This window comes from Nocardia sp. NPDC051750, assembly GCF_044453135.1.
GTDB lineage: Bacteria > Actinomycetota > Actinomycetes > Mycobacteriales > Mycobacteriaceae > Nocardia.
Genome location: NZ_JBITCK010000006.1, coordinates 550,032 through 561,549, shown reverse-complemented (window position 1 = coordinate 561,549; position 11,518 = coordinate 550,032). Strand labels below are relative to the sequence as shown.

Here is an 11,518-nt window from a genome sequence, read left to right as displayed (position 1 = left end):
GGTGACGACAGCTATGCCGTGGGTGCTTCGGCCTGGGCGGGCAAGTGCGGTTCGCATACCGCCTCGACGAACTCGCCGACCTCCTGCTCCGGCAGTTCCCGGGCCAGATCGGCTTCGGTGATGATGCCCACCAGCCGGCCGTGGTCGGTGACCGGGAGCCGGCGGATCTGGTAGCGCTCCATCAGTGCCAGAGCCTCGCCGATATCGGTACCGGTCTCCACTGTGTGCAGCTCATCCCCTTGGGCGTACTCACCAGCGGTGGCAGTCGCGGGGTTGTGCCCCAGCGCGACACAGTTCACGACGATATCGCGATCGGTGACGATGCCTACCGGGTTGCCTTCGCCGTCGCAGATCGGCAGGGCGCCGATGCCGCGTTGCCGCATCTGCTGCGCCGCGACGTCCAGCGTGTCACGCACCCCTATATGGGCCACTTCTTCGTGCATCACAGCCTGCGCGGTCGTCATGGTTGCCTCCCTGATGTCACATTCTCGGTGATGTGCCCATCCTCGCCGCCGGAATCGGGCGGCGTCAGGGGACTAAGTACTCTGCGGCAGGTCTTCTGTAGTCGAAGCCGAATGGGTGGTTCCGCAACGGCGCTGCACCGGTTATGGGCAGAGCACCTGGCGTCCGCGGAATCCGATCGCCGCGCACGGGAGTCCCGATAGCAGGCCGCCCGAGCCGGATCCGGCGGCGAGGCGTCATCTGCTGCCGGAGGACACCAGGACAGGTGACTTTCGACTGTCTCGGCGGGCGTGCGAAAACGGGAGGCTGAGGACGGAGGATCCGGCGACGAGAGGTGCAGAGATGAGTGCATTCACCGGCCGCAGCGCGCTCGTCACCGGCGGCGCCCGAGGTATCGGTGCCGCCATCGTCCGCGCCCTGGCCAAGGACAATATCGATGTCGTCATCGGAGACCTGCTCGAACCCGCCGGTACAGCACTCGCCGAGTCGATGGGACCTCACGCGCTGTTCCAACGGCTCGATGTCACCGACGAAGCGGACTGGCGGCGGGTTCTCGACGAAGCCGAGGCCGTGTACGGGCCGCTGGCGATCCTGGTCAACAACGCCGGAATCCTCGATTTCGGTGAGGTCGAAACGGAATCGCCGATGGCTTTCCGTCATGTCGTCGATGTGAACCTCTACGGCGCCTGGCTGGGTATGCACTACGCGGCGCCCAGGCTTCGCGCGGCGGGCGGCGGAGTCATCCTGAACATTTCGTCGACGGCCGGATTGATGGGGTATGCGGGACTCGGTGCCTACGTCGCCAGCAAATGGGGTTTGCGTGGGCTGACCAAAGCCGCCGCCCTCGAACTGGGCCGGGCCGGTGTCCGGGTGTGCTCGGTGCACCCCGGCCCCATTCACACCCCCATGACCGAGGCGATGGACGAATCGGTTGCCGCGGCTCAGCCGTTGCCGCGTTTCGGCGAACCGGAAGAGGTGGCGGCGATGGTCCGCTTCCTGATCACCGAAGCGACCTTCTCCACTGGTTCGGAATTCGTCCTGGACGGTGGCGCCACCGCGGGACAGGTCCTGAACCTTCCCGCACCGTCGTGACCGAGGCGGTGCCATCCGCAACGACCGGAACTGCCGCGACAAGACGCCGATCCGAGAGCGAGGACCCATCATGGCCGGGATTCATCCGGACACCGAGGCCGTTCGTGCCGCCCTGGCGCTGGCCGTCCGGGCACCCTCGGTGCACAACACCCAACCGTGGCAGTGGCGGGTCGGAGATCGAACCGTTCACCTGTATGCCGACGACAGCCGGCGGCTGCCGCATACCGACCCCGACGGACGCGACGAGATCCTCAGCTGTGGAGTGGCATTGCACCATTTCCGCGTCGCGGCCAGATCCATGGGGTGGCGAACCATCGTCCACCGGCTCCCGAACCCCGCGGACCCGGCGCACCTCGCGGCGATCGAATTCGCCCGCGCGACTCCGACCGCGGACGACGAAGAGCTGGCGCGTGCGATAAACCGCAGACATACCGACCGGCGCCGGGTTTCGGCCCGGGAGACCCCGGCCGGTGATCTCGCCACGCTCGCGGCCGCGGCCACCGAGCAGGGGGCCGATATCCGTGAGATCACCGCCGACGCGGACCGTCCGGTTCTGGTGGCGGCCTTCGCCCGGGCGGCCGAAAAGCACCGGACCGACCCCGACTACCGGGCCGAACTCTCGATGTGGAGCGGCCATCACGCCGCACCGGACGGTGTGCCCGCGCGCAATGCCGTGCCCGTGGCCGCGGATCCGCTCACGCGCGAGTTCGCGGGCGCCACACTGCGCGAATCCGGCGTCCGGGAGATGACCGAAGGCGGCAGCCTCCTGTTGATCCATACCGATTCCGACGATCGCCTGTCCCGGCTGCGGGCCGGGGAAGCGGGCAGCGCTGTGCTGCTGACGGCCACGATGCTCGGCATGGCGACCTGCCCGATGACCGAACCCTTCGAACTGCCCGATACCCGGGAGATGGTGCGCGGCCGGGTTCTCGAGGACATCGGCTATCCGCAGCTGGTCGTCCGGATCGGCTCGGCGCCGGCGGGCGCGGACGATATCCCGGTCTCACCGCGCCGCCCGCTCGACGAGGTGATCGGGCCCCTGCGCTAGATCGCTCGTCGGTGGGTGAAGACGATGACGCGCGGCCGGCCCAGGATGGAGCAACCGATGGCAGAGCCCCCGGCCGAGGAGACCGGCACACCCATCGTGGTGGGCGTCGACGGCTCGCTACCGTCGCTGCGTGCCGCGGCATGGGCCGGACTGGAAGCCCGGCTGCGGGGGCAGACGCTGCAGTTACTGACTTCGTGTGCACTGCCGCCGCGCTCGGGGGCATCGGTGCCGGCCGAGGCGGAGATCGAGTGGCTGCGGGCAAACGGGGAGTGGGTACTGGACGAAGCGGTACGAGCAGCTCGCGCGACGGCCGGCGATTCGGTGCCGATCACGACCGAGGTGACCTTCGAACTGATCACTCCGACCCTGCTGGACCGCTCGGCAAGCGCGGCGATGCTGGCCGTCGGCCGGCGCGGCCGCGGTGGGGTGGCCCCGACGGTTATCGGTTCGCTCAGCTCCGCGGTGACAGCGCACGCGCAGTGCCCGGTCGCAGTCGTATCCGGGCAGTCCGGCACCGACCCGGTCTCACGGACGAAACCGGTCGCTGTCGGGGTGGACGGCAGCCCGCACAGCTTGGTCGCGCTGGAGACGGCTTTCGCCGAGGCGTCGCGTCGCCGGGTGGGGTTGGTAGCTGTGCACGCCTGGAGCGATACCAGCGGAATCGAGATTCCCGCCGACAGGCGTCCCACCGACGAAGCTCTGCTCGGCGGGTGGATGGCCGGTCCCGCCCGGCGGTATCCCCAGGTGGAGGTCGAAAGGGTTGTCCGGACCGATGCCCCCGCGCGGACGCTGACCGTCGAATCGGCGTGGTCCCAGCTGCTGGTTGTGGGTCGCCGCGGACGGGGCGGAGTCCCGGGCACCGTCTTGGGAGCGACCACGGTCACGCTGCTGTACGCGGCGGAATGCCCGCTCATGGTCGTGCACGGTCGGCCCATGAGGAATTGACAGGGAAAGGGAAAGCCATGGCAGACCACGGATCCGGTCCGAAGGCACACTCCGAGCCGGTGATAGTCGCGGCCGCGGACGGCTCACCGAGTTCCTACCGGGCGGTTGCCTGGGCCGCTGTCGAAGCAGGTTTGCACGGCTGCGGGTTGCACCTCGTCAATTCGTGGGCGATACCGTCCGGCTTCGGACCCGATGCGATCGCGACCGAAGACGATCTGCGCTGGATGCGGGATGAGGGCGAGCGAATCCTCACCGAGGCGGCGCGCGTGGCCCGGACAGCGACACCGGGCGGCGAACCCGCCGTCACCACCGAGGCGACCGATCTGCTCATCACGCCCGCGCTCATCGCGCAATCGTCCACGGCGCGGATGCTGGTGGTCGGCAGCCGTGGCCTGGGCGCCTTCCAGCGGGGCCTGCTCGGATCGGTGAGTACGGCGGTCACCCGCCACGCGCACTGCCCGGTCGCGGTGATCCACGCCGACACACCACTGGACGTGGTGTCGGCCGGCCGGCCGGTGCTGGTGGGCGTCGACGGCACCGGCAACAGCGTCGCGGCGGTGGAACTCGCCTTCGACGAGGCGGCGCGCCGTACGGTCGGATTGACTGCGCTGCACGCCTGGAGCGATACCAGCGGACTCGATATCCCGGTCCGGAACTGGGACAGCGCCCGGGGATCGGCGGAGGCGGAGCTGGCCGAGAACCTCGCCGGGTATGGCGAGCGGTATCCGGACGTCCCCGTCACGCGGATCGTGACCGCTGACCGGCCGGTGCGCTCGCTGCTCGACGCCTCGGACGACGCGCAACTGGTCGTCGTGGGCAGCCACGGGCGCGGCGGATTCACGAGCATGCTGCTCGGATCGACGAGTAACGCGTTGCTGCACGCCGTGGACACTCCGATGATCATCGTCCGCGCGCGGGACACACAATGAGCCGGAGGCGCGGGACGGTTCGCCGGCCGCGAGCAGTGATCAGCGGTGCAGTTCGGTATGGGCGACCATGACCGGGCAGTGCGCGTGCTGGACGAGGGCATTGCCGGTGGATCCCAGCAACAGGCCCCGGAATCCGCCGCGTCCTCGGTTGCCGACGACCACCAGCTGCGCCAGCTTCGACCACTCCATCAGCTGGTGGATCGGTCCGGCGGGGTAGACCTTGCGGAGGACGGGGACATCCGGATACTTCTCCTGCCAGCCTGCCAATTGCTCGGACAGCAGGGTCTGTGCGGCGGCCGCGACTTCTGGGTCCGTGATCGTATTCGGGTATCCGGCAAAGCGGTCGAAGCGCTGGTCGCACCAGGTGTGCACCGCCACCAGCCGGGTCTTGCGCTCCGATGCTTCATGGAATGCGGCCGCGACGGCGGCCTGGCTCCGGGGGCTGCCGTCCATACCCACCACCACGGGGTATCCGCCGCCGGGCCGGAGGTCGGCTCCGCGATGCCGGACCACTACGACCGCGCCGTGGCCGTGGGCGACGACCGCGAGCAGGGTGGATCCGAGGTGGGCGAACGTGCCGATATCGCCGGCCGCGCCGAGAACGACCATATGCGCGTCGGCCGATCGCGCGATGAGCAATCGTGCGGGTTCTGCCTCGCAGACCTCGGTGCGGATCCGGAGGCCGGGGGCGACTGCCCTGGCCAGGTGCGCCGCCGAGGCGAGGTGCTCGGCTCCGCAGCGGCGGATGTTGTCGATCACGCCGGGAGCCAGTACGTCGTAGGATCCCAGGGCGGCCGCGGCGGCGGTGAGATCGAGCCCGTGCACGATGCGGAGGGTCCGGCCACGCTGGGCAGCGGTTTCCGCGGCCCAGCGCACTGCCCGATGGGAGGCGGCGGAACCGTCGGTGCCCACCATGACCTCGGCGGAGGCCAGATTGTGTGGTCGGTCGATCCGGTGGGTCGCCATGTCGTGGGTCCCTTCGGCTCGACGCGGCGCAGTATTCGTAGCGTAGAAGCCCGTCGCCGCCCCGCACGCCTGTCGTTTGTCATGAACCCGAGGGCCGAAAGGCGATACCGGTCCGCCGGGCAACCCGGCCCGGTGGTTCCGGCTCCGGAGATCGGTGACCTTCGCCTCTGCTCTGGATCGGACGGCGGGGGAACAGTGGGGATGACAGCGTTCTTACCGATCGCCCACGACGACGAAAGCAGCCGAGGATGGGTTCCGGTACCTCCCATATGACCCAGTCGGACCTGTTCACCTGGAGCATGGAACAGGATCCCGTGCTCCGTTCGACCATCGTCTCGGTGCTCGTTCTCGACACGGAACCGCAGTGGGACAGGGTGCTGCGGGTAGTGGACCGGGGGACCCGGGTGGTCCCGCGGTTCCGGCACATCCTGTCCACGGTGCCACTGGGTCTCGCGCCGCCCCGCTGGGAACGGGACCCTGATTTCGATCTGTCCTGGCATCTTCGCCGCGCCGCGCTGCCGGGGGCGGCGGACCGGTCTGATGTGCTCGAGTTCGCCCGGAACGAGGTGATGACGGCATTCGACCCGGCCCGCCCATTGTGGACATTGACCCTGTTGACCGGTTTGCCCGAAGGCCGGACGGCGGCTGTTCTCAAGGTGCACCACAGCTTGACCGACGGGGTCGGCGGTATGGAGATCGCCGGACAGATACTGGACGTCACCCGAGAGGGGACAGAACGCGGACCGGTCCGCGGACTCAACGGATCCAGCGCCGGACGGGTCGTCGATACGCTGGCGTGGAACTGGTCGACCGGGTACGGGCTGGTGCGCGGCGGAGTATCTGCGATGGCGACGATCGGACGAGCGGCGTGGAACCCGGTCGCGGCCGCGCGTGGCGGCGCGGCCCTCGCCTCCTCCCTCGCGCGCCTGACCCGTCCCGTGGTCACCACGATGTCTCCGGTGATGACCGAACGCAGCCTCAGCCGGCGGTTGACGGTACTCGAAGTACCCCTCGAACCGTTGACCGAATCCGCACTCGCGGCCGGATGTACCGTCAACGATGCCTTCCTGACCGCCCTGCTGCTGGGATTGCGTACTTACCACGCTCGATACGACGCGCCGATAGACCAATTGCGGGTGACGGTCCCGATCAGTATTCGCGCCGACGACGATCCGATCGGCGGAAACCGGATCACCCTGGCCAGATTCGGTATTCCCGTCCATACCGACGAGGTATTGGACCTGATGTGGCTGGTGCACGGTCTTGTCGACCGCTGGCGTCGTGAACCCGCCATTCCGCTGTCCAACGCGGTGGCCGCAGTATTCAACCGCCTGCCCAGCGGTGCGCTGGCGCAGATGCTGAAGCATGTCGACTTCGTCGCCTCCGATGTACCGGGCTCACCGGTCCCGCTCTATCTCGCGGGTGCCGAGGTCGAGAGCATGCATGCGTTCGGTCCGACGATCGGCACCGCCTTCAACGCGACACTGATCTCCTACCTCGGAACATGTTGTGTGGGAATCAATGCCGATACGGCGGCGGTGCCGGATCTGCCGGAATTCACCGCCTGCCTCGATTCCGGGTTCCGCGCCGTGCTGGCACTCGGTTCCGGCGTGGATACCGCTGCCAGGTGAGGACGGTGACCGCGCGATCGGATGTCTGTGTCCCGGCTACCGGCGGCGTGCCGACGGCGCGGCGATTTCAACGTGACAGGAGTGCGTCATGACCGAGCTCCGGGCACTAGATACCGGTTTCATCGAATTGGAGGACGCCGATAGGCGGATCAGCCTCGGTATCGCGGTTGTCGCGATCCTCGACGGTCCGCCGCCTCCACGCGCCGCTTTCACTGTGGCGCTGGGGCGGCGACTCGACGGGATGCCCCGGCTGAAGCAGCGAGTACACCGCGCCCCACTCGATGTGACCGCCCCGCAGTGGGAGGACGACCCTGCCTTCGACCTCGCCCACCATATTCGCTGGACGGCTCTGCCACGACCCGGCGACGAGAAGACGCTGTGGGAGTTGGTGGCCACCGAAATCGAGGAGCGTCTCGACCGTGACCACCCGCTGTGGCAGTGCGTCGTGGTGGAGGGGCTCGCGGAGAACCGCTGGGCACTGGTCCTGAAGGCACACCACAGCCTGGTGGACGGAATCTCCGGCGTGGCGGTTTTCGCAAACCTCTGCGATCCCGCGCCGGCGGGTGCCGGCAAGCGAGTGCCTGCGCGTCCTGCGCACCGGCCGCCGAAACTCTCGTCCTTGCTGAAGCTTCCGGTGTCGGTGCCGGGAATCGCTTTCGATACGGTTCGCCGTCTGGTTCCAATCGGTGCGGCTGTAGTCGAACCGGGTCCGGTGTCCTCGCTCAACGGGCCGATCGGGCATCGGCGTCGGTATACCGCGGTGCGGGTGTCGCTGCCGATGGTCGCCGATATCGCCGCGAAATACCGGGTCACTGTCAACGACGTGGTCCTCGCCGCGATCACCGCGGGTTACCGGGATTTGTTACTGAGGCGCGAGGAGACACCGATCGCGCACGGACTGCGCATACTGGTGCCGGTGTCCATGCGGGCCGAGCACGCGAAATACGTCCTGGACAACCGGGTCTCGGCGGTTCTGCCGTACTTGCCGATCGACCGGACCGACGCTGTCGACCGCCTCCGCGTCATCCACACGACCATGCAGGCCCAGAAATCCGGCGGTGCGGCGGGCGCGGAGCATACGATTCTGGGTTTGGCGCAATGGCTTCCGTTCGCCGCGGTGGCGTGGACGCTGCGGCTCGCCACGCGGTTTCCGCAGCGCGGTATCGCCGCGCTGGCGACCAATGTGCCCGGACCGCGGCACGAGCTCACTCTTCAAGGACATAGAGTGCTGGAACTGGTGCCCGCCGTGCCGATCGCGATGCGCTTGCGGACCGCGATCGCGATTCTCAGCTACCACGATCACCTGGTGTTCGGAATCACCGGTGATTACGATACGGCCCCCGATATCGACGTGCTGGCGGACGGGATCCGACACGCCGTCGGTGAACTCGCCGGCCGTGCCGGCCGTGGTGGCGATTTCTCTCGGCGGCCGGATCGAGCGGGAAAGAACCGGTCGGCGACTCACCGGTCTTCGGCGGGGGAGAAGGACGGGGGTCCCTGGTAGGGGCGTTGGAGTGCAGCGAATTCCGGGACTGTGGCTGTGGTGAGGAGAGCCTCGAGCAGGGCGCGGCCACGGTCAGGGGGCGGCGGCGCGGTGAGGACCGGCCCGGCGAACCCGCGCCCGGCGATCGAGATGATCGGGCTGCCGCCCGGGCCACCGAGCGCGTCCTGACTCGCTCGATGAGCGCGGGCCACCGCAGGATCGAAGGCCGCGTCGTCGAGTGCGCCGGTCAACGCCGGATCGAGTCCGGCGCAGGACAATGCATTGATCGATGCGGCTTCCGCCGGCCGGCCTTTCAGGTGGAGCTGTAACCCGAATTCCCGGTAGAGCGTGGCGAAAACGGCCTCGTCGTATCTTTCGGCCGCCGCGGCGAATATTCTGCCGACTCGGCGCGAGCGCTCGAGCATCGGCCGGTGGCCGGTTTCGACATCGTTGCCTTCGTTCAGCACCGCCAGGCTCATCTGCCGCAGGGTGACCTGGTGTGTGCTCGCCGCACTGTCGAGTAGCCAGCTCGAGGTCACCCAAGCGAACGGGCACACCGGGTCCAGATACAGATCGATCGCGATCATGGTCGTTCCTCCTTCAGTGCGGCTCGCGGGCCGGGACAGCTCGTTCGATGCTTCCGCGCAGTGTGACGCTCGAGGAGCCCGATGACTTCAATATACCCCCTGGGGTATAGTCGGTCGCGATGTATACCCCGGGGGGTATATCGATGGAGGTAGGTGCCGATGAGCGAAGAAACCGAGAACCGAGAAGCCGGTGCGGCGACGCGCATGGTGACCGCGGTCGCCCCGCAACCATCGCTCCCGCAGGCGGGCGGACCGCTCGCGCGACTGGGTGCGACCATGGCCGGGCGCGCGCGCCTGGTTTTCGGGGTGTGGCTGGTTGTGTTGATCGCACTCGGCGCGGCTGCGCCCAGTGTGTTCACCTCGCTCGCGGGCGCGGGCTGGCAGGCCGACGGGTCGGAGTCGGTGCGGGTACGTGAAGTCGCCGAGCAGCATTTCGGTGGGAACTCCTCGGCCGCTGTGCAGGTGGTCGTGCATTCCGGCACCGAGACCGTCGACGGTCCGGTGATGGCCGGGGTGATCGCCGAGGTCGCTCAGGTGTTCGCCGGAGACGACCGGTTCGGGCCCGTGATCGCACCGCAGCCGGGAATGACGATCAGCCCCGACGGTCACACCGGGATCCTCATCGCAGGCGCGAACGCATCCACAGATGACATGGTCCGGGCGGTCGACGACCACAAGGCGGCCCTGACGGCGTTGTCCGGCGGGGGAGTGGAGGTCTATCCGACGGGCGCATCCGCGCTCTGGAGTGATTTCAACAAAGCCAATCACGACGCGATGATCAAGGCCGAACTCTTCTCCTGGCCCGTGACGCTCGCGATCATGGTGCTGGCGTTCGGTTCGCTGGTCGCGGCGGGATTGCCGCTGCTGCTGACCGTCGCCGGTCTGGTGGCTTCCGCCGGTGGGCTGGTGCTGCTGAACCAGATCACGCCCATCTCGGTCTGGGCGATGAACTTTGCGATGATGTTCGCCCTCGCGCTCGGGATCGACTACGCCCTGTTCATCGTCGCGCGCTTCCGGGACGCGCTGACCAGAACCGCCGATACCCGGCGGGCGGTCGCCGAGACCATGGACACCGCAGGCAAGGCCGTTGTGTTGTCGGGTATCACGGTGCTGGTGAGTTTGTCGGCGGTGCTGCTCGTTCCGGCTCCGGCGGTACGCACGATGGCTGTCGGCATCATGCTGGCGGTGGTGTTCGTACTCGCCGCTACCCTGACGTTGCTTCCCGCGACACTGGGTGTTCTCGGTACCAAGATCAACGCGGGTTCGCTCCCGTACGCGAAGAGGCAGCAGCACCGGTCCCCGCGTTTCGCCAGATGGGGCGAGATACTGCACAACCATCCGTGGCCGTTCGCGGTCGCCGCGCTCGCGGTGCTGATCGGGCTGTCGATTCCGGTGCTGGGGTTGAAGGTCGCGATGCCCTCGATCCAGGTCGTGCCGTCGGACGCCCCGGTGCGCCAGGGATACGAACTCGTGCAACGGCAGCTGGGCCCCGGCGCACCGGGAGCACTGCAGATCATCGCCCCCGCCGAGGACGCGGACGAAGCCGGGCGCCTGGCCGCGACTACCGACGGCGTCGCGATGGTCACTCCCGCCCAGCCCGCCGGTGACGGATCGGACCTGGTGATGCTGCAGGCCCTGCCGGAGGTCGACCCTTCCGACGACCGCATGGGCACAATCCTCGGCGACCTGCGGGAACGGCTACCCGACCAGGCGATTGTCGGTGGCGCTCCCGCGGAGAACCTGGATCTGCAGCAGGCGCTCGACTCCTACCTGCCGATCATCGTCGGGGTGATCCTCGTACTCGGTTTCGTGCTGCTGTTGGTCGCGTTGCAGGCTCCGCTCATCGCGGCGCTGGGCACCCTGGTCAGTCTGCTGTCGACCGCCGCCGCGTTCGGTGTGGCGAAACTGATTTTCCAGGACGGTCACGGCGCGAGTCTGCTCGGCTTCACCCCGCAGGGATTTCTCGACGGGTGGGGCCCGGTGTTCTTCTTCGCCATGATCTTCGCGATCGCCATGGACTACACCGTGTTCCTGCTGGCCACCGCGAAAGAACACTACGAGAACACCGAGGACCCGAAAGCCGCCCATATCGACGGACTGGCGCACTCCGGGCGAGTGATCTTCGCGGCGGCCGCGGTCATGGTCGCGGTGTTCTTCACCTTCGCCCTGGCTCAGCCGCTGCCCCCGAAGGAGATGGGCATCATCCTCGGCGTCGCAGTCCTGCTCGACGCTCTCGTGGTGCGGTTGGTGCTGCTTCCGGTCATTCTGCGACTGACCGGCCACGGTGCCTGGTGGTCACCTCGCTGGCTGCGCAGACTCCTGCCGCGCATCAGTTTCGCTCACCACTGACCGGCGCGTGCTTCCCCCACCTCACC

General features: G+C 68.0%; 10 protein-coding genes. 7 read left to right on the top strand and 3 right to left on the bottom strand.

Annotation, left to right across the window (positions count from 1 at the left end; translation table 11 throughout):
* Positions 1–11: 11 nt before the first annotated feature.
* Complete coding sequence (locus ACIA75_RS27390) at positions 12–464, bottom strand: CBS domain-containing protein (RefSeq protein ID WP_397108888.1); 453 nt, start codon at positions 462–464, stop codon at positions 12–14.
* A gap of 340 nt (positions 465–804) precedes the next feature.
* Here ACIA75_RS27390 and ACIA75_RS27385 point away from each other — a divergent pair, with 340 nt between their 5' ends.
* From ACIA75_RS27385 to ACIA75_RS27370, 4 genes are all read left to right on the top strand, one after another.
* A complete protein-coding gene (locus tag ACIA75_RS27385; protein WP_397108886.1) occupies positions 805–1,554 on the top strand; it encodes an SDR family NAD(P)-dependent oxidoreductase in 750 nt (249 codons plus the stop codon).
* A gap of 70 nt (positions 1,555–1,624) precedes the next feature.
* Complete coding sequence (locus ACIA75_RS27380; RefSeq protein WP_397108884.1) at positions 1,625–2,602, top strand: Acg family FMN-binding oxidoreductase; 978 nt, start codon at positions 1,625–1,627, stop codon at positions 2,600–2,602.
* 57 nt (positions 2,603–2,659) lie between these two features.
* Positions 2,660–3,547, top strand: a complete 888-nt coding sequence (locus tag ACIA75_RS27375) for a universal stress protein (protein WP_397108882.1) — start codon at positions 2,660–2,662, stop codon at positions 3,545–3,547.
* A gap of 17 nt (positions 3,548–3,564) precedes the next feature.
* Entirely contained in the window at positions 3,565–4,476 is a 912-nt protein-coding gene (locus tag ACIA75_RS27370) for a universal stress protein (protein ID WP_397108880.1), read from the top strand.
* 39 nt (positions 4,477–4,515) lie between these two features.
* Here the strand turns inward: ACIA75_RS27370 and ACIA75_RS27365 are convergent, their stop codons facing one another.
* Positions 4,516–5,442, bottom strand: coding sequence for a universal stress protein (locus ACIA75_RS27365; RefSeq protein ID WP_397108878.1), 927 nt, complete (start codon positions 5,440–5,442; stop codon positions 4,516–4,518).
* Between the two features lie 248 nt (positions 5,443–5,690).
* On the opposite strand from ACIA75_RS27365, the gene ACIA75_RS27360 reads away from it, so the two are divergent.
* Both ACIA75_RS27360 and ACIA75_RS27355 read left to right on the top strand, forming a co-directional pair.
* On the top strand, positions 5,691–7,073 hold the full coding sequence (locus ACIA75_RS27360) for a wax ester/triacylglycerol synthase domain-containing protein (protein ID WP_397108876.1): 1,383 nt from the start codon (positions 5,691–5,693) through the stop codon (positions 7,071–7,073).
* Between the two features lie 88 nt (positions 7,074–7,161).
* The gene (locus tag ACIA75_RS27355; protein WP_397108874.1) at positions 7,162–8,577 is read left to right on the top strand and encodes a wax ester/triacylglycerol synthase family O-acyltransferase; all 1,416 of its coding nucleotides are present in this window, start codon (positions 7,162–7,164) and stop codon (positions 8,575–8,577) included.
* On the opposite strand, the gene ACIA75_RS27350 is transcribed toward ACIA75_RS27355, so the two are convergent.
* On the bottom strand, positions 8,535–9,143 hold the full coding sequence (locus ACIA75_RS27350) for a disulfide bond formation protein DsbA (protein ID WP_397108872.1): 609 nt from the start codon (positions 9,141–9,143) through the stop codon (positions 8,535–8,537). The genes ACIA75_RS27355 and ACIA75_RS27350 overlap by 43 nt on opposite strands.
* A gap of 204 nt (positions 9,144–9,347) precedes the next feature.
* On the opposite strand from ACIA75_RS27350, the gene ACIA75_RS27345 reads away from it, so the two are divergent.
* On the top strand, positions 9,348–11,492 hold the full coding sequence (locus ACIA75_RS27345; RefSeq protein ID WP_397109124.1) for an MMPL family transporter: 2,145 nt from the start codon (positions 9,348–9,350) through the stop codon (positions 11,490–11,492).
* Positions 11,493–11,518 lie beyond the last annotated feature (26 nt).

Bases quoted from the DNA above. Each gene is read 5' to 3' on its own strand.
- ACIA75_RS27390 (WP_397108888.1), bottom strand. From the start codon at position 464: ATGACGACCGCGCAGGCTGTGATGCACGAAGAAGTGGCCCATATAGGG.
- ACIA75_RS27385 (WP_397108886.1), top strand. From the start codon at position 805: ATGAGTGCATTCACCGGCCGCAGCGCGCTCGTCACCGGCGGCGCCCGA.
- ACIA75_RS27380 (WP_397108884.1), top strand. From the start codon at position 1,625: ATGGCCGGGATTCATCCGGACACCGAGGCCGTTCGTGCCGCCCTGGCG.
- ACIA75_RS27375 (WP_397108882.1), top strand. From the start codon at position 2,660: ATGGCAGAGCCCCCGGCCGAGGAGACCGGCACACCCATCGTGGTGGGC.
- ACIA75_RS27370 (WP_397108880.1), top strand. From the start codon at position 3,565: ATGGCAGACCACGGATCCGGTCCGAAGGCACACTCCGAGCCGGTGATA.
- ACIA75_RS27365 (WP_397108878.1), bottom strand. From the start codon at position 5,442: ATGGCGACCCACCGGATCGACCGACCACACAATCTGGCCTCCGCCGAG.
- ACIA75_RS27360 (WP_397108876.1), top strand. From the start codon at position 5,691: ATGGGTTCCGGTACCTCCCATATGACCCAGTCGGACCTGTTCACCTGG.
- ACIA75_RS27355 (WP_397108874.1), top strand. From the start codon at position 7,162: ATGACCGAGCTCCGGGCACTAGATACCGGTTTCATCGAATTGGAGGAC.
- ACIA75_RS27350 (WP_397108872.1), bottom strand. From the start codon at position 9,143: ATGATCGCGATCGATCTGTATCTGGACCCGGTGTGCCCGTTCGCTTGG.
- ACIA75_RS27345 (WP_397109124.1), top strand. From the start codon at position 9,348: ATGGTGACCGCGGTCGCCCCGCAACCATCGCTCCCGCAGGCGGGCGGA.